Source organism: Mesorhizobium sp. M0991, assembly GCF_040318915.1.
GTDB lineage: Bacteria > Pseudomonadota > Alphaproteobacteria > Rhizobiales > Rhizobiaceae > Mesorhizobium.
The window spans coordinates 31,732-47,735 of sequence record NZ_JAMYNE010000022.1 but is presented as its reverse complement, the minus strand read 5'-3'; the positions used below and the strand labels follow the sequence as shown (position 1 = coordinate 47,735).

Annotated in this window: 17 protein-coding genes; 6 read left to right on the top strand and 11 right to left on the bottom strand. The window is 62.9% G+C overall.

Going from position 1 to position 16,004, the window contains the following annotated elements; translation table 11 throughout:
- Positions 1 to 48 precede the first annotated feature (48 nt).
- The 3 genes from NKH70_RS25925 to NKH70_RS25915 all read right to left on the bottom strand — a co-directional run bounded on the left by NKH70_RS25925 (position 49) and on the right by NKH70_RS25915 (position 2,542).
- On the bottom strand, positions 49 to 915 hold the full coding sequence (locus NKH70_RS25925; protein WP_352720846.1) for an SDR family oxidoreductase: 867 nt from the start codon (positions 913 to 915) through the stop codon (positions 49 to 51).
- A gap of 114 nt (positions 916 to 1,029) precedes the next feature.
- Complete coding sequence (locus NKH70_RS25920) at positions 1,030 to 1,665, bottom strand: helix-turn-helix transcriptional regulator (RefSeq protein WP_352720848.1); 636 nt, start codon at positions 1,663 to 1,665, stop codon at positions 1,030 to 1,032.
- Positions 1,666 to 1,672: 7 nt separating this feature from the next.
- Entirely contained in the window at positions 1,673 to 2,542 is an 870-nt protein-coding gene (locus NKH70_RS25915; RefSeq protein ID WP_352720850.1) for a S1C family serine protease, read from the bottom strand.
- Positions 2,543 to 2,718: 176 nt separating this feature from the next.
- On the opposite strand from NKH70_RS25915, the gene NKH70_RS25910 reads away from it, so the two are divergent.
- Positions 2,719 to 3,669: a S1C family serine protease gene (locus NKH70_RS25910; protein WP_352720851.1), complete on the top strand. Its 951-nt coding sequence runs from the start codon at positions 2,719 to 2,721 to the stop codon at positions 3,667 to 3,669.
- Here the strand turns inward: NKH70_RS25910 and NKH70_RS25905 are convergent.
- Entirely contained in the window at positions 3,666 to 4,091 is a 426-nt protein-coding gene (locus tag NKH70_RS25905) for a VOC family protein (RefSeq protein WP_352915471.1), read from the bottom strand. The two genes, NKH70_RS25910 and NKH70_RS25905, sit on opposite strands and share 4 nt — an antisense overlap.
- Positions 4,092 to 4,157: 66 nt before the next feature.
- Between NKH70_RS25905 and NKH70_RS25900 the strand changes: the two genes are divergently transcribed.
- Positions 4,158 to 4,784 (top strand): TetR/AcrR family transcriptional regulator, encoded by a 627-nt coding sequence (locus NKH70_RS25900; protein WP_352720855.1) that lies wholly within the window; start codon positions 4,158 to 4,160, stop codon positions 4,782 to 4,784.
- Here NKH70_RS25900 and NKH70_RS25895 read toward each other — a convergent pair.
- Positions 4,717 to 5,673, bottom strand: coding sequence for a LysR family transcriptional regulator (locus NKH70_RS25895; protein ID WP_352720857.1), 957 nt, complete (start codon positions 5,671 to 5,673; stop codon positions 4,717 to 4,719). The genes NKH70_RS25900 and NKH70_RS25895 overlap by 68 nt on opposite strands.
- A gap of 109 nt (positions 5,674 to 5,782) precedes the next feature.
- Here NKH70_RS25895 and NKH70_RS25890 point away from each other — a divergent pair, with 109 nt between their 5' ends.
- The 3 genes from NKH70_RS25890 (at position 5,783) to NKH70_RS25880 (ending at position 10,510) form a co-directional block, all read left to right on the top strand.
- Positions 5,783 to 6,427 carry an FMN-dependent NADH-azoreductase gene (locus NKH70_RS25890; RefSeq protein ID WP_352466683.1) on the top strand — a complete coding sequence of 215 codons (645 nt, stop codon included), beginning with the start codon at positions 5,783 to 5,785 and terminating at the stop codon, positions 6,425 to 6,427.
- Positions 6,428 to 6,503: 76 nt separating this feature from the next.
- On the top strand, positions 6,504 to 7,937 hold the full coding sequence (locus tag NKH70_RS25885; RefSeq protein WP_352855085.1) for a 3' terminal RNA ribose 2'-O-methyltransferase Hen1: 1,434 nt from the start codon (positions 6,504 to 6,506) through the stop codon (positions 7,935 to 7,937).
- Complete coding sequence (locus NKH70_RS25880; RefSeq protein WP_352855084.1) at positions 7,934 to 10,510, top strand: polynucleotide kinase-phosphatase; 2,577 nt, start codon at positions 7,934 to 7,936, stop codon at positions 10,508 to 10,510. Before NKH70_RS25885 ends, NKH70_RS25880 begins: the two co-directional genes overlap by 4 nt.
- A gap of 11 nt (positions 10,511 to 10,521) precedes the next feature.
- Here the strand turns inward: NKH70_RS25880 and NKH70_RS25875 are convergent, their stop codons facing one another.
- A complete protein-coding gene (locus NKH70_RS25875) occupies positions 10,522 to 10,812 on the bottom strand; it encodes an HlyU family transcriptional regulator (RefSeq protein ID WP_023678291.1) in 291 nt (96 codons plus the stop codon).
- Between the two features lie 113 nt (positions 10,813 to 10,925).
- The gene (locus tag NKH70_RS25870; RefSeq protein ID WP_352720861.1) at positions 10,926 to 11,606 is read right to left on the bottom strand and encodes a PadR family transcriptional regulator; all 681 of its coding nucleotides are present in this window, start codon (positions 11,604 to 11,606) and stop codon (positions 10,926 to 10,928) included.
- Between the two features lie 273 nt (positions 11,607 to 11,879).
- On the opposite strand from NKH70_RS25870, the gene NKH70_RS25865 reads away from it, so the two are divergent.
- Entirely contained in the window at positions 11,880 to 12,137 is a 258-nt protein-coding gene (locus tag NKH70_RS25865) for a DUF2798 domain-containing protein (protein ID WP_352720862.1), read from the top strand.
- 61 nt (positions 12,138 to 12,198) lie between these two features.
- On the opposite strand, the gene NKH70_RS25860 is transcribed toward NKH70_RS25865, so the two are convergent.
- The 4 genes from NKH70_RS25860 to rpoD form a co-directional block, all read right to left on the bottom strand.
- Positions 12,199 to 12,579 carry a thiol-disulfide oxidoreductase DCC family protein gene (locus NKH70_RS25860; protein WP_352720863.1) on the bottom strand — a complete coding sequence of 127 codons (381 nt, stop codon included), beginning with the start codon at positions 12,577 to 12,579 and terminating at the stop codon, positions 12,199 to 12,201.
- A gap of 103 nt (positions 12,580 to 12,682) precedes the next feature.
- Positions 12,683 to 12,976: a GYD domain-containing protein gene (locus NKH70_RS25855; protein WP_352720864.1), complete on the bottom strand. Its 294-nt coding sequence runs from the start codon at positions 12,974 to 12,976 to the stop codon at positions 12,683 to 12,685.
- Between the two features lie 234 nt (positions 12,977 to 13,210).
- Positions 13,211 to 13,786 carry a hypothetical protein gene (locus tag NKH70_RS25850; protein ID WP_352720865.1) on the bottom strand — a complete coding sequence of 192 codons (576 nt, stop codon included), beginning with the start codon at positions 13,784 to 13,786 and terminating at the stop codon, positions 13,211 to 13,213.
- 10 nt (positions 13,787 to 13,796) lie between these two features.
- On the bottom strand, positions 13,797 to 15,818 hold the full coding sequence (rpoD, locus tag NKH70_RS25845) for an RNA polymerase sigma factor RpoD (RefSeq protein WP_353026390.1): 2,022 nt from the start codon (positions 15,816 to 15,818) through the stop codon (positions 13,797 to 13,799).
- Positions 15,819 to 16,004: the final 186 nt, after the last annotated feature.

Genomic DNA, 16,004 nt, shown 5'->3' with positions numbered 1-16,004 from the left:
GTCTGTGCCGGTCTTTTAAGAGATGCTTCTGTAGCTAGATACTTTTCGTCAGTAGATACCTTTGATTTTGGTATCCGTCCGGCCGAACACCTCGTCCGGCACAAAAAAGTCGCCGGCGAGCGGGCCTGTCGCACCCGGCGCATAGGCCGAGAAATCGCTGACGCCCTCAGCGCGCAGCACTTCTTCGTCAATGTAGAAATTGCCGGTCGTCTCACGCGACGGCCTGACCAGGATGGCGTATGCCGCATCGGCCATGATGTCGGGCGAACGGCTCATCGCCGCCACCGTCGCTCCGCCCAGGAGGTTGCGCACCGCCGCCGTGTCGATGGTCGAGATCGGCCATAGCGAATTGACCGCGATGCCGTCCCTGGCGAACTCGGCGCTCATGCCCAGCGTGCACATCGACATGCCGAACTTCGCCATCGTGTAGGCGACATGGTTCTTGAACCACTTGGCCTTCATGTCGAGCGGCGGCGCCAGATTCAAGATGTGAGGATTTTCCGCTAACCTCAAGTGCGGAATGCACATTTTGGAGACGAGAAAAGTGCCGCGCGTGTTGATCTGGTGCATCAGATCGTAGCGCTTCATGTCAGTCTCCAGCGTGCCGGTGAGTTGGATGGCGCTGGCGTTGTTGATGCAGACATCGATGCCGCCGAACCTCTCCACGGTCTTGGCGACGGCTTCGGCGACCTGTGCTTCATCCCGAATGTCGCACAGCACCGGCAGCCCCTTGCCGCCGGCCTGCTCGATCTCTTGCGCCGCCGTGTAGATCGTCCCCGGCAGCTTCGGATGCGGCTCGGCGGTCTTGGCCGCGATCGTCACATTGGCGCCGTCGCGCGCGGCGCGCAGCGCAATCGCCAGCCCGATGCCGCGCGACCCGCCGGAGATGAACAGCGTCTTTCCCTTGAGCGACATCCTCGCGCCTCCCTGCAACATGAAAGACACGATCCTTGCGCGGCTGAGAACCGCCGCGCAAGGCCCAACACACCGGATGCGGGTTACGCTGCGTCGGCCTTGAGACAATCTGAGCTAGACCAGCACCAGGCCCTGCCGCATAGCGATGGCGATCGCATCGGTGCGGTTGGCGGCACCGAGCTTCGTCAGGATCGCTGCGACGTGGAATTTCGCCGTATGCACGGAGATGTTCAGCCGCCGCGCGATGACCTTGTTGGGCGCGCCTTCGGCGAGCAGTGCCAGCACCTCGCTTTCGCGCGGCGAAAGCGTCGGCCGGACGATCTGCTCGTCTGTCAGTTCCTCTTCGAACCGGTCGCTGTCATGGAAGGTCAAATCGTGATGCCGATCGGATAGAGCATGGCTGTCACGCGAAATCCGGTAGCCCGCCGCCGCCAGCCGCGCGGCGGCGGCGATCAGCAACTCGTCCGCTTGCATCGGCAGCACGGCAAACACTGTATCGGCCGGCCGTTCACGGGCCGCTCGCGGCGATAGCAGCACGCGAGGCATCGCCGCGTCGAAGAGACCGCCTTGTAGCCCATGATCATCGACGATGGCGACATCCGCCGCCCCACGCCCGTCGACTTCGCCCGCCAGAACCGGCCGCAGATCATCGGTCGCAGCGAGAGCCGCGGACAGACTTCGCGCGCGCTCGACGTCACCGAGCGCGATCAGCACCGTCAGCCGTCTGCCAGCGACCTCACCGCTTACCATCTATCCCTCAGCTCAGTGGCTTTTCACCGATAGTCAGGGAGACTTCACGGTTCTCGCCGCCGCGCACCACGCCGAGTGTCACCAAGGCACCGGCGCTGTCCGGCCCGAGCTTGCGGATCAGCTCGCGCGGGCCATGCACCGTCTCTGCGTTCCACGACACGATGATGTCGCCGAGACTGAGACCGGCTGCTTTCGCCGGCCCGTTATCGTCGAGGCTCATCACCATGGCGCCCTGTGTATCACCATTGCGGACCGGATGCAGGCCGGCGCCAAGATAGCCGCGCGCCACATGACCCTTCTCGCGCAGCGTCGTGACTGCCCGTTCGATCGTTTCGTAAGGCATCACCAGCGCCCGCCGGCGTGGCCCGAACAGCAGCATGCCGATCAGTCCACCCTTAGCGTCGAGCACAGGGCCACCCTCGAAACGGCCGCCGGCATTGACGGCAAGGTTGATGCGCCGGTCGATCGTGCCGCCGCGCATTGAACGCCAAGCCGGACCGACCTCGCCGACCGTGCCGAAGGTAGCGAGCGAGGTGCCGTCGCTATTGCCCGCGACGACCGCCAGATTGCCCGGCCGCACCGCATCCGCCTTTACCAGTGACGGCACGCTCGGCGCGCCGGCCGGCTTCAAAACGGCCGTTCCGGTGGACGGGTCGCGGCCGACCAGTTCGGCCTTGACGGCTTCGCCCGAAGAAAACGTCAGCTCGATCTCCTCGCCGGCCTCGACCGCCTCCTCGGCAGTGACGAAATAGCCGTCCCGCCAGTGGAAAGCAGTTGACGTCCGGTGGTGCGTCGCGAAGCTGGCCGTCGCTGGTGCCGCGGCTGCCGCGATGTCGGCAATGGCGTCGGAAAACGTGCTCAGATTGAAATCGCTCATGATTTGTCTCCTGGGTTCTTCGTGACCCAGATATCGCCCCGCAGAGCGTTGGCGGATACTCGCCTGACGGCTAGTTGGGCATTTGACTGGCCATCTGGTCAGGTCGCGGCCGGTCCGGCCGCTCCGCACATATAGGCATTGTTCATCTTGTTCCAAAAAAGCTACGGAGCCCTCAGATGGCCCTGCCCGCCCAGCAATTGCAATATGACGATGGCCTTCTCGATGCCTATTCGGCGACGGTCGCCGATGCCGTCGACCGTATCGGGCCCGCCGTCTGCCGCATCGAGCGCGTCGGTGGCCCGGGCGGCCATGGCTCAGGCTTCGTCATCGCGCCGGACGGGCTGGTCGTCACCAACTTCCACGTCGTCGGCGATGCGCGCAGCGTGCGCGTATCAATGCCGGACGGCGCCTCCAGGGAAGGCCGCGTGCTCGGCCGCGATCCCGACACCGACATTGCGCTGGTGCGCGCCGACGGCAACTTTGCCGACGTTGCGCCGCTTGGCGATTCCAAGCGTTTGAGGCGTGGCCAGATTGCAATTGCCATCGGCAATCCGCTCGGCTTCGAATGGACCGTCACCACTGGCGTCGTCTCGGCACTCGGCCGCTCGATGCGTGCCTCCACCGGCCGGCTGATCGACGACGTCATCCAGACCGACGCCGCGCTCAACCCCGGCAATTCCGGCGGACCGCTGGTGTCCTCGGCCGGCGAGGTGATCGGCGTTAACACCGCGATGATCCATGGTGCACAAGGCATCGCCTTCGCGGTTGCCTCCAACACGGCCAATTTCGTCATCTCGGAAATCATCCGCTTCGGCCGCGTGCGCCGTGCCTTCATCGGCGTTTCCGCCGACACCACCAACCTGCCGCGCCGCGCAGCCCTTTTGTCGCAAGTATCGAGCAGCACGGCGGTGCGCCTGCGCAGTGTCGAGAAGAACAGCCCGGCGGACAAGGCCGGCCTCAAGGAAGGCGACATTATTGCCGCTATCGACGGCCGCCCGGTCACCGGCGTCGACGATCTGGTGCGCATGCTCGACGCCGAGCGCATCGGCCACGAGACACTGTGCACGGTGGTGCGCCGCTCCGGCATCACTCAGGTCACGGTGATGCCGTTGGCGCGGGCGAGTTAGCGCGCCGCAGCACCCTGCGCATATAGCGCCAGGAATTCTGGGCTCGGCGGGATCGGCCTGATCACGTCGATCAGCACGCCGTTGGGATCCCTGGTAATGAAATGGCGCTGGCCGAAGGGTTCGTCGCACAGCGTTCGCAGGATCGGAAGGCCAGCGGCGGTGATCCGCTCATAGACGGCATCCGGATCCCTGACCTCGAAATTGATCAGCAGACCGGACGTGCGGCCCCGCGCTTCCTCCGGGATCGTCTCATGATCGCCCTGGACGATGCCGAGGTTGACGCGGCGATCTTCGGCTGAGCGCAGATGCACGTACCAGTCGGCCTCAAACAGCCGCTTGAAGCCGAAATGCGCAACATAAAAGGCCGCCGTGCCGGCAACGTCGCTCGTCATCAGCACCGGATAATAGCTCGTCGTCCTCATCTTTCCTTCTCCCGGCGAATAACATACAGTCTGCATGTAAATCGCATTAACATACAGGCTGCATGTATGCAACCGGGGTCCGCTCGTCGCTCCAACCGTGATCGCACCGAGGCGACACGCGCCGAGCTCATCGCCGCGGCGCGCAAACTGTTCACCGAAAAGTCCTATGCCGAAACCGGCACACCCGAGATCGTCGCCGCTGCCGGCGTCACACGCGGCGCGCTCTATCATCACTTTGCCGACAAGCAGGCGCTGTTTGCCGCTGTGGTCGAACAGGAGGCGCAAGCCGTCTCGGAAGAGATCGAACGCGCGTCACCGCCTTCGCTATTTGCCCGCGATGCGCTGATAGCCGGCTCGGATGCCTATCTGGCTGCCATGCGTGCGCCCGGCCGCACGCGGCTCTTGCTGCTTGATGGCCCGGCCGTGCTCGGCCGCGCCGCCATGGATGCGATCGACAATCGCCATGGCAACCGTTCGCTGCGCGAGGGCCTTGTCGCCGCAATGCGCTCGCACTCCATGACGAGACTGCCTGTGGAAACACTGACCGCTTTGCTCGCCGCCGCCTTCGACCGCGCAGCGCTCGCTATCGAAACTGGAGCATCGATCGAGGACTATCGCGCCGTTCTCATGGCGCTGATCGACGGCCTGTCTCCGGCTCCCCCTCAGGCACCTCACCCGGTTCGAACTCGTTGAAACAGCCTAGCTGGCGCTTGAACTGGTCGATCAGCCAAGCGGCCGCCGGTTTCGGGCTGCGATCGGCGCGGTGCATGGCATAAAGCGGCGAGCGGACTTCGCTGTAAGGCTCGAGATCGAGTTCGACGAGCCGGCCGTTCGCCAGATCATCGGCAATCAGCCATCGCGGCAGCCCACCCCAGCCCAGCCCCTCGCGCATCAGCACGTGCTTGGTGCGCACATCCGTCAGCCGCCAAGTGCGGTAGGCGAAGACGCCATAGTCGCGCCCGCGCGTACGCTCGGACTGGTCCGAGACGACCAGTTGGATGTGTTCGCGGACATCCTCCAGCGCAACTGGTCTTGGCAGCAGCGCCAGCGGGTGATCAGGCGCTGCGGCTGGCACCAGGGAGAAGAAACCGATGCGCAGCAGATTCACGTCCGCCTCGCCCAGAAGCCCTCCGATGCCGAGATCGGCCTGTCCGCCGACAACATGATCGAGGATAAGGCCAAGCGAGCCGATATGCAGACGCAGTGTCACTGCCGGGAACTGCGCCTCGAATGCCTTTAGCACCCGAACCAGCACCGGCGACGGTAGCGTCACGTCGACCGACAGCGCAACTTCCGCCTCCAATCCCTGCCGGTATCCGTCGACACGCGAGCGGATGCGTTGCAGCACGCCGACCATGCGCCGCGCATCTTCCAGCGTCGCCTTGCCGACATCGGTCAGTTGCGGCTCACGCGTGCCCTCACGCTCAAACAGCTTCAGCCCAAGCTGCGCTTCGAGGTTGGCAATGGCGTAGCTGATGACCGACTGCGCGCGGTTGAGCTTACGGCCGGCAGCCGAGAAGGAACCGGTGTCGGCCACCGCAACCAGGATCTGCAGTTGGTCAAGCGTCGGGTTGGGCTGCATCTTTCAATCCACAATTTAGATGGATCATATACAAAATATACCAGTTTTTCAAATGAGTCTGCGCACACATATTTGCCGGGAGATTTTAATCCAACCCTGGAGAGTCACCATGTCCATCCTTCTTGTCACATCCAGCCCACGCGGCGCCGCCTCGCACTCGACCCGCGTCGCCAACGAACTCGCCGACAAACTGCTTGCCGCCGATCCTTCGGCCAAGCTTGTCGCCCGCGACCTCGTCGCCAACCCGCTGCCGCATATCGACCCCGACTATTCGACCGGCATCTATACGCCGGCCGAAGCGCGCACCCAGCGCCAGGCTGAGGTCGTCGGCGTTTCTGATACTGTACTGGACGAGCTGTTTGCGGCCGACACCGTCATTCTCGCCACCGGCTTCATCAACTTCAACATCTCGTCGACGCTGAAATCCTGGGTCGACCACGTCGCCCGCTCCGGCAAAACCTTTGCTTATGGCGATGCTGGCCCCAAGGGCCTCGTCACCGGCAAGAAGGTCTATATCGTGCTGGCTTCGGGCGGAATCTATTCCGAAGGTGCGGCCGTGCAGTTCGATCACGCCATTCCCTACCTGCGCAGCGTGCTCGGCTTTCTCGGCATGACCGATGTCGAGGTCATCCGCATCGAAGGAGTCGGCATGGGCGCCGACGCGGTGGCAGCAGCGCTGGCCAAGGCCACGGCCAAGGTCAATGCCATTGTGGCTGCGACCGGAAATGCCGAGCGCGTCGCCACCGCGGCGTAACGCGTCAGCATCGTCTGAATTGTACAAGGGCAGGCGCCCGGCGCCTGCCCTTGTTTCTCGTTAGCGACAGCCTGTCGTGGGCCACACAACCGCCATTGGTTATTCCGCTTGTCTGCGCTATCGGTCGCTGATGTTCCTGTCTGTTGCCACAACGCACCGTCCGGCCACCGATCTCGGTTTCTTGCTGCACAAGCATCCGGATCGCCTGCACAAGACCGACCTGTCTTTCGGCAAGGCGTGGCTGTTCTATCCCGAGGCAACCGAAGACCGTTGCGAGGCTGCACTCCTGCTCGACGTTGACCCGGTGGGACTGGTGCGAGGCAAGGGCCAGGCAGATGGCTTGCTCGACCAATATGTGAACGACCGGCCTTACGCTGCATCATCCTTCCTGTCGGTGGCGCTGAACAAAATGCTGCGGCCGGCGATGACCGGTATATCGAAGGAGCGCCAGGAACTAGCCGACAGCGAACTGCCGCTGGAGGCCGTGGTTACTCCACTGCCGATGCGCGGCGGTGAGGCTCTGGTTCGAAGTTTGTTCGAACCCTTGGGCTGGACAGTCGATCTGACGCCAATCGAAGAAATCGGGACTGCAGCCGAGCCCCGATACGGCCATCTGAAGCTGACCGGCACGGGCCGGCTCAGCGCCTTGTTGAATCACCTCTATGTGCTGATCCCGGTGATGGACGATGCCAAGCATTATTGGATCGGCGAAGCAGAGATCGACAAGCTGCTGTCCAGGGGAGAGGGCTGGCTGGAAAACCATCCGGCCAAAGACCTGATCGTGCGCCGCTATCTTGGCAATCGCAGGGCTTTGGCCCGCATCGCCCTGGAGCGGCTGGCTCCCGAGACGGCTGGCGAGGCACAATCTGCCGAGCTGCGCGTTACGCCCGAGGAAGCGCTGGAGACGCCGATCCGGCTCAACGATCTGCGCATGGAAGCTGTGGTCCAGGCCATTCAGGCGACGGGGTCAACCTCGATTGCAGATTTGGGATGCGGCGAAGGCAAGCTGCTCGGTCGGCTCGTGCGCGAGCGATGGGTGCATAAGCTGTTCGGGCTCGATCCGGCGGTGCGCGAACTGGAATGGGCTGCAAAGCGTCTCAAGCTGAACGAATTAGGCGGGCCGCCCGAGGGCCGGGTCACGCTGCTGCATGGATCGCTGACCTACCGGGACAGCCGTTGGGCCGCAGCCGACGTCGCTGTTCTGGTCGAGGTTATCGAGCATCTCGACGAGGACAGGCTGCCCCTGGTCGAACGCATCGTTTTCGGTGAGAAGGCGCCCAAATCCGTCATCGTGACCACTCCGAATGCGGACTACAACGCTCTGTTTCCAAGACTGGCCCCCGGCGCATTTCGCCATCCCGATCACCGTTTCGAATGGAGCCGGGCTCAGTTCCAAGCCTGGGCGGCCAAAATCGGCGAGATCTATGGCTATGCAGCCACCTTCAGCGGTATCGGAGCCGAGGACGCTACCCTCGGCGCCCCCACACAGATGGCGGTGTTCACCCGATGAGAGAACCCGACAAGACCAACCTCACCATTCCTGACTTCGCCCTCGTCGTGCTGATCGGCTCGACCGGATCGGGCAAGTCGACTTTTGCCGCCAAGCATTTTCTGCCGACCGAGATCATCTCCTCGGACCAGTGCCGGGCGCTGATCTCCGACGACGAAACGGACCAGGACGTCTCTGCGGATGCCTTCGATCTGGTTCGCGAAATAGCCGGCAAACGGCTTAAACACCGCAGGCTGGGCGTCATCGACGCCACCAATGTGCGAGCCGCCGACCGCAAGGCCTGGATTGAGCTGGCGCGCAAGTGGCACGCTTTGCCCGTCGCCGTGGTCCTCGATCCAGGCGTCGAGGTGTGCGTCGCACGCAATGCGGTGCGGGCCGACCGGCCGTTTGGCGCCGGGGTCGCCCAGCGCATGACAACCGAGATTCGCAAGGGTCTTGGCGGCCTGCAACGCGAGGGCTTCCGCCAAGTCTGGAAGCTTACCAGCGAGGCCAGCATCGACGCGGCCGAGGTGTCGCGACAGCCGTTGTGGACCGATAAGCGCGACGACCATGGCCCCTTCGATATCATTGGTGACATCCACGGCTGTTCGGATGAGCTTCATATCCTGCTCGCTCGATTGGGCTACAGCATCGCCTGGTCCGAGCATCAGGGCGACCGAACGGTCATCGTGGTCCCACCAGAGGGCCGCAAGATCGTCTTTGTCGGCGACCTCGTCGATCGCGGCCCCAACTCGCCCGACATATTGCGCATTGCCATGAGCATGGTCGCGGCTGGAACCGCATACTGTGTCCAGGGCAATCATGAACGCAAACTCAGCCGCTGGCTAGAAGGCCGCAAGGTCACGGTCGCCCACGGCCTCCAGCAGACTGTCGATCAGCTAAGTGCACAGGACCGAGGCCTGCGCGAGGCGCTGCCGGCCTTTCTCGACGGCCTGCGCAGCCATGTCTGGCTCGATGGCGGAGGTCTCGCCGTCGCCCATGCCGGCCTCAAGGAAGAGATGGTCGGACGCGGTTCCGGCGCCGTGCGCGAGTTCGCTCTGTACGGCGAGACCACAGGCGAGACCGACGAGTTCGGGCTGCCCGTCCGCGCCGACTGGGCCGCGGCCTATCGTGGCAAGACGGCCATAATCTATGGACATACGCCCACGCTATCGGCTGAATGGGTCAACAACACCCTGTGCATCGACACCGGATGCGTATTCGGCGGCAAGCTGACGGCCTTGCGCTGGCCGGAACGCGAACTGGTCGAGGTGCCGGCAATCCAGACCTGGTCGGAGCCGATACGTCCGCTGGGCAGGCCCGGTCCGGACAAATCGGCACAGGCCGACGCCGACGGCGTGCTCGATTATCAGGACGTCTCCGGTCGCCGTTGGATCGAGACCGGACTGAGGGGCCGGATTGTCGTGGCCGAGGAGAATGCGTCGGCAGCACTGGAGGTGATGAGCCGCTTCGCGCTCTCGCCGCAATGGCTGATTTATCTGCCGCCGACCATGTCGCCGTCCGAGACCAGCAGCCAGGACGGCTGGCTGGAACGTCCGGAGGATGCCTTCGCTTACTTCCGCGAGCGCGGCGTTGCGCAGGTCGTGTGCGAGGAGAAGCATATGGGTTCGCGGGCAGTGATCGCGCTCTGCCGGAACGCGCAGGCGGCACGCAGCCGCTTCGGGGTCCCTGGCGACGAAACCGGCGCAATCTGGACCCGCACCGGACGCTCCTTTTTCAACGACAGTGCCATGACGGAGGGCCTGCTCGCCCGTCTCCGCGCCGAGGTCGACACGGCGGACCTGTGGAAGGAATTGAACAGCGACTGGCTGCTGCTGGACACCGAGATAATGCCTTGGTCGGCCAAAGCCGGCAGTCTGATCGAAAGCCAGTATGCGCCTGTGGCCACATCCTCTGCCGCCGGTCTCAAGGCCAGCAGCGAGGCGCTGGCCCGTGCGATGGCGCGCGGCGTCGATGCAGCCGGCCTGAACGCACGCCTTGAAGACCGGGCCGTCCGCGCAGCCAAATACGCCACCGCCTGGGCGCCCTACGTATGGCCAGTTTCGGGCGTCGAGGACCTCAAGGCCGCGCCTTTCCACCTGCTGGCCAGCGAGGGACGTGTTTGGTTTGACCAGGACCATGTCTGGCACATGTCGCTCGCGGACCGTCTGGCTGCCCATGGTGGCGTGGTCACGCCGACTCGATGGCGTATGGTTGATCTGGCCGACGGCAGCGCGTGTGCCGAGGCCATCGCCTGGTGGGAGACGCTGACTGGCTCAGGCGGCGAAGGCATGGTGGTCAAACCACGCGACTTCGTCAGCCGTGGCAAGAAGGGGCTCATCCAGCCTGCGTTGAAGGTCCGCGGCCCGGAATATTTGCGCATCATCTATGGTCCCGAATATGACGCGCCCGACAATCTCGTCCGCCTGCGAGAACGCGGCCTGGCCGGCAAGCGCAGCTTGGCGCTCAGAGAGTTCGCGCTTGGTCACGAAGCGCTAACGCGATTTGTCGCCAAGCAGCCGCTACGCCGGGTTCACGAGTGTGTCTTCGCCGTGCTGGCGTTGGAAAGCGAGCCAATCGACCCAAGGCTGTAGTAGTAGCCGATCTACCCGAAGATCTTTTCGCCTTGCTCGTCGACCAGTTGGATGCCCTTTTTGATCGAGATGTCGACGGCGTCATCAAGCCCGGCAAAGCGGTCGGCGCGGATGAATTTGTGCTCCTTCATCACGCCGTCGATCTCCTTTGAAACCACGCCGCAGGTCTGGTACTGGCCCTCCGCCTTGTAGGGCGTGGCGCTGATCAAAAATCCCTTGTGCTCGATCTGCTTTGCCGGCGCCGCTGTCTTTGGCTCGGCGGCTTCGTTGCCTCCGCCGAAAAGACGCTTCAGAAAAGACATGGGGTATCCTCCAACGGCAATCATCCTGCACCACATAGCGCGGTGCAGGATGATTTTCAGTACCGGTCCTTGGCCGAGCGGGCAAGGGCCGCAGCTGGTTTGGCACTCAGAGGTCAGTCGCGCGACAACGCTTCCAAGGCCTCTGCGGCAGCTTCCAATATGCTGATTGCCTCGGCCTGCTTTGCTTCAGGCGCATCGACGATTTCGCCGAGCGCGGCGCGTAGCCGGTGGCGCACGGCGCGAAACTCGTCGCGCTTTTCCGAGCGGCCGCGGCCGCGGCGGCCACCGTCGCCGTCATCGTTCCAGCCGAACCAGTCGCGCGCCTTCGCCATCTTGCGGCCGAAGCGCTCGAGATGTTCGAGCACGTGGTCGATCATCTCGCGATTTTCGTTGAGGTGCGCCTGCCCAGCCTCGGTGATTGAAAACACCTTCTTGTTGCCTTCCGCCGCAGAAACGGCGTAGCCGGCCTCTTCCAGGAAGGTCAGCGTCGGGTAGACCACGCCGGGGCTCGGGCTGTAGAAGCCGCTGGTGCGCTCCTCCAGCGCCTTGATGATGTCGTAGCCGTGCCGCGGCGCCTCGGCCAGCAGCGACAGCGTGATCAGCTTGAGGTCGCCGTCAGCCAGCATGCGCCCGGCGCGGAACATGTCGCCCGGCCCGCCGCGTCCGCCGCCTCTCATGCCATGCCCGAACGGGCCGAAGCCGCCGCGTCCGCCGAACTTGCCGGCCATATGCATGAAAACGCGCTCGGCGTGTTCGCCAAAACGATGATGCCCGAAATGATTGCCTTTGTGCATTGCCTGCTCCTTGAGTTATGTCTTAAGATATATCTCAATTAGATACCCATAGCGACCGAGTCAAGATATATCTTACGATGTATCTGAAAATAGCGCCGGCAGGATTGATTTCGCGCGAGAAGCGCAGCTAGGAAGCGCGTGAGGGCCGAAGGCCACTCCCTAAGCGTCTGACGTGAAGCAACGCATCCACCCTCGGTCGTTCCGGGCAGTGACGCCGAAGACCGGCGAATGGATGCCAAAGCGACGGACCGGATGCTTCAGGGAAAATCCCAGATGATTGTGAAAACCTCGCGCAGAAAGCTGCCAGCGCACTATGCCGCCATCGTCAGCCCGCTGGTGCTGTCGTTGCTGATGACGTTCATCGTGTCGTTTATCTCGACACTGAAAAGCCTTGGCTTCCAGCCCGATCTGCCGGCCACCTGGCTGACAGCCTGGGGCCTGTCCTGGCTGGTGGCATTTCCCACGCTGCTGCTGGTGCTGCCGGCGGTGCGCCGCATCGTTGGCTGGCTTTGCGAGCCTGTGGCTCGATAGCCGGCCATACGAAGGCTTGGAAACAATCTCGTGGCTTTTGGTGCCAAGTGAACTGGCACCGTCACCAGCGGCGTTTGCGCCGATTCCAGGCATAGAGCAGATCAGCAAAACGATCATAGGCATAGCGCGTCAACGGCAGCGCGGCGGGATTGCCGAACAGCGTCGCCAACCAGCCCTCGCCCGGCGTTATCAGCCACACCGCAACGGCAACATCGGCGCCGACCAGCAATTTGCCGTCGGCGTCGGTCGCATGCAGCCGGCGCCGGATATCCTCCAGCCCGATGCCGTAGCGGGCCAGCGCCGTCGGTTCGGCATTGATGTCGCGAAATTCGATCCGCCCGGCCTTGACCGCCTCGATCAGCCGCCGCTTCTGCCGGCTGATGCCGGCATCACAGACCGGACAGCGCGTATTATACCAGACGGTCAGCAGAGGCTTGCTCATGTTTCGAAACGGCACCAGAGGGACGCGCACCGACTATCCGGCAAACGCCGTTGCGCCGCAACGCAACACGACACCCGCGAAATGGCCAGGCCTGGAGTGCAACCTACCCGAGCGAGGTGATGATCTCGCGATAGGCATCCTCCGGGAAAGCCTTGAGCGTCCGCGTCCTGACGTTGCCGCCCGTCGCCAGCATCAGCGAGAAACGGGCGAGCACCGCATCGTCGGGCGCTTCGACCACCGCCACCATGTCGCAATCCCCCATGGTGAGATAAAATGCCTTGAAGGACCCGCCCATGTCTCCCAACAGCTTTTTGGCGGCATCGAGCCGCTTCGGCGACTCGCGCACATTTTTGGCGCCTTGCTCCGTCCAGTTGATCAGCACGATGTAAGTTGTCATGGCACACCTCCCTCCGGAGCCACGGAGCACGGCGTCCAACCGCCGGGGCGGGCATCCGGGGTTGTCGCCCAGAGAATGCATCCGTCGCGGAATTATCCTCCCACGACCGGTGCACCGCAAGAACAACCGGCCGGATGATAAAATTAAAAAGGCGCCGGATGGCGCCCTCTGAATCGTTCGGTCATTCTTGAGTGTCAGCTCCTCAGACGGTTCCGAGCATGCTCGAGCACGACGTCAGCTATCGACCGTCCTGATCAAGCCCTGCTCTGACAGATCGATTTTGTCCTTCAGAATGTATCTGTGGCCAAGGCCAACCGAATTTTCCGGAAGTCCCAGATAGGCGGCGAGTTCCTCATGGAGGTCGAGCGGAGCCATGTACTCTTTCGCTCCATCCATTCCCAATATCTGAAGCAAATCGTCAGGCGCGGCCTGCTTGCCGATCATAGCCAGCAAGGCGGGAGCGTCTTCCAGCCGAGGACGCATGTCCTCATCGTCAGGGTCACTCATCTCCATGCCCGGACAGGAATTGTAGCGCGATTGGAGAACACCGTGCTTTGCCGCCCAGAGGTTTAGCTGTTCCTCATCATAGACGGCAATCGCGATGCCGATGCAGGTCAGATCGAGGGTCAGGCTCTGAAGCAAGGATTCAATCCAGCGCGGGTCGAGCTGGTCTGTGTAACGGTCGGAGAAAGTGGTCCAACCATTCTGTTCGGTTGTGACGAAGGCGTCGATGGTCTTCGTCCTCAGCCAGTTGACCAACGCTTCTTGCGTTGGCCCCTTTATGCTGACGGTTCCGTAGGTCGCGCCCACCTAAAAATCCTCAGCTGTCGAGGAAGCTTCTGAGCTTGCGCGAGCGGCTCGGATGCTTGAGCTTGCGCAGCGCCTTGGCTTCGATCTGGCGGATACGCTCGCGGGTGACCGAGAACTGCTGGCCGACCTCTTCAAGCGTGTGATCGGTGTTCATGCCGATGCCGAAGCGCATTCTGAGCACGCGCTCTTCGCGCGGCGTCAGTGAGGCCAGCACGCGCGTCGTCGTCTCGCGCAAATTGGCCTGGATCGCCGCGTCGATCGGCAGGATCGCCATCTTGTCCTCGATGAAATCGCCGAGATGCGAATCCTCCTCGTCGCCGACCGGCGTTTCGAGCGAGATCGGCTCCTTGGCGATCTTCAGCACCTTGCGCACTTTTTCCAGCGGCATGGCGAGCTTTTCCGCCAGTTCTTCCGGCGTCGGCTCGCGGCCGATCTCATGCAGCATCTGGCGCGAGGTGCGCACGATCTTGTTGATCGTTTCGATCATGTGCACCGGAATGCGGATGGTACGCGCCTGGTCGGCGATCGAACGGGTGATCGCCTGCCGGATCCACCATGTCGCGTAGGTCGAGAACTTGTAGCCGCGGCGGTATTCGAATTTGTCGACCGCCTTCATCAGGCCGATATTGCCTTCCTGGATCAGGTCGAGGAACTGCAGGCCGCGATTGGTGTATTTCTTGGCGATGGAGATGACGAGGCGCAGATTGGCCTCGACCATTTCCTTCTTGGCGATCGCGGCTTCGCGCTCGCCCTTCTGCACCTGGTTGACGATCTTGCGGAATTCCTGGATCGAAATCGCCGTCTCGGTGGCGAGGTTCTGGATCTCGGCGCGCAGGTCGCGGATGGCGTCCTTCTCGTTCTTGGTGAATTCCTTCCAGCCGCGCGAGGTCAAATTGCCGATCGAGCGGGTCCAGTTCGGATCGAGCTCCGAGCCCTGATATTCCTTGAGGAATTCCTCGCGGCGCACACCATAGCTTTCGGCCAGCCTGAGCAGCTTGCCTTCGTTCTGCACCAGGCGCTTGTTGATGTCGTAGAGCTGCTCGACCAGCGCCTCGATGCGCGCCGTGTTCAAGGACAGCGACTTCACCGCCTTGATCAGTTGGTCCTTCAGCTCCTTGAGCCGGCGGTCCTGACTGGGGGACAGCGTGCCGGCGGCGGCCAGCCGGTTCTCGACCTGCTGGTCCTGCAGCTTGCGCAGTTTCTTGTAGGTGTCGGCAATGACGTCGAGCGTCTCCATCACCTGCGGGCGCAGTTCCGCTTCCATCGCCGCCAGCGACAGGCTCGCCTCGTCATAGTCTTCCTCGTCGTCGTCCACCAGGCCACGGGTGTCGCCGCCGACATTGGTGATGTCGTCCTCGTCCTCGCGCGAACGGCGCGACTTTTCCTCGGTCTTGGCTTCCTCGATACGCTCGACAACCGGCGCCTGCTTGGCCTCCGGCCCGGCATAGGTCGCCTCGAGGTCGATGATCTCGCGCAGCAAGATCTTCGATTCGTTGAGCTCGTCACGCCAGATGATGATGGCCTGGAAGGTCAGCGGGCTTTCGCACAGGCCCGCGATCATCGTCTCGCGGCCGGCCTCGATGCGCTTGGCGATCGCGATTTCGCCCTCGCGCGACAGAAGCTCGACTGAGCCCATCTCGCGCAGATACATGCGGACCGGATCGTCGGTGCGGTCGGTCGGCTCTTTCTTGGTCGTGGTGGCAGCGACGGCGGTGCCGGTCTGCTCGGCCAGCTCGTTGGCGTCTTCCTCGGCGTCAGCGGCGGTATCGGCGGCTTCGGGCTCCTCGCCCTGCTCGTCGTCCTCGACCACGTTGATGCCCATGTCGGAAAGCATGGCCATCGTGTCCTCGATCTGCTCGGAGGTCACTTCCTCCGAGGGCAGCACCGAATTCAGCTCGTCCATGGTGACATAGCCGCGCTTCTTGGCGGCCTTGATCATCTTCTTGACAGCATCGTCGGAAAGGTCGAGCAGAGGGCCATCAGTCGCGGCCTCGCGTTCGGTCTCGACTTCTTCCTTTTCTTTTGTCGCCATAGTCTTTATTTTCTCCAAGCGGCTGAGTATCAAAGCCGCGTAAGCTGCCGGTCCGGTCAAATTGGATGCGCTCCTTCCAGAACGCGCTTTACCGGGCCAGTAACTGCATCTCTCGTTAAGTCCAGATTAACCCTGATATCTGTGGCAAGCTGACTGCCTGTCCAGTGATCAGTACCTTACATCGCT

Excerpts from the sequence above, each read along its gene's own strand:
- NKH70_RS25920 (WP_352720848.1), bottom strand. The coding sequence starts at position 1,665 with ATGGTAAGCGGTGAGGTCGCTGGCAGACGGCTGACGGTGCTGATCGCG.
- rpoD (WP_353026390.1), bottom strand. The coding sequence starts at position 15,818 with ATGGCGACAAAAGAAAAGGAAGAAGTCGAGACCGAACGCGAGGCCGCG.
- NKH70_RS25925 (WP_352720846.1), bottom strand. The coding sequence starts at position 915 with ATGTCGCTCAAGGGAAAGACGCTGTTCATCTCCGGCGGGTCGCGCGGC.
- NKH70_RS25915 (WP_352720850.1), bottom strand. The coding sequence starts at position 2,542 with ATGAGCGATTTCAATCTGAGCACGTTTTCCGACGCCATTGCCGACATC.
- NKH70_RS25860 (WP_352720863.1), bottom strand. The coding sequence starts at position 12,579 with ATGAGCAAGCCTCTGCTGACCGTCTGGTATAATACGCGCTGTCCGGTC.
- NKH70_RS25905 (WP_352915471.1), bottom strand. The coding sequence starts at position 4,091 with ATGAGGACGACGAGCTATTATCCGGTGCTGATGACGAGCGACGTTGCC.
- NKH70_RS25895 (WP_352720857.1), bottom strand. The coding sequence starts at position 5,673 with ATGCAGCCCAACCCGACGCTTGACCAACTGCAGATCCTGGTTGCGGTG.
- NKH70_RS25865 (WP_352720862.1), top strand. The coding sequence starts at position 11,880 with ATGATTGTGAAAACCTCGCGCAGAAAGCTGCCAGCGCACTATGCCGCC.
- NKH70_RS25900 (WP_352720855.1), top strand. The coding sequence starts at position 4,158 with ATGCAACCGGGGTCCGCTCGTCGCTCCAACCGTGATCGCACCGAGGCG.
- NKH70_RS25890 (WP_352466683.1), top strand. The coding sequence starts at position 5,783 with ATGTCCATCCTTCTTGTCACATCCAGCCCACGCGGCGCCGCCTCGCAC.
- NKH70_RS25855 (WP_352720864.1), bottom strand. The coding sequence starts at position 12,976 with ATGACAACTTACATCGTGCTGATCAACTGGACGGAGCAAGGCGCCAAA.
- NKH70_RS25880 (WP_352855084.1), top strand. The coding sequence starts at position 7,934 with ATGAGAGAACCCGACAAGACCAACCTCACCATTCCTGACTTCGCCCTC.
- NKH70_RS25870 (WP_352720861.1), bottom strand. The coding sequence starts at position 11,606 with ATGCACAAAGGCAATCATTTCGGGCATCATCGTTTTGGCGAACACGCC.
- NKH70_RS25910 (WP_352720851.1), top strand. The coding sequence starts at position 2,719 with ATGGCCCTGCCCGCCCAGCAATTGCAATATGACGATGGCCTTCTCGAT.
- NKH70_RS25875 (WP_023678291.1), bottom strand. The coding sequence starts at position 10,812 with ATGTCTTTTCTGAAGCGTCTTTTCGGCGGAGGCAACGAAGCCGCCGAG.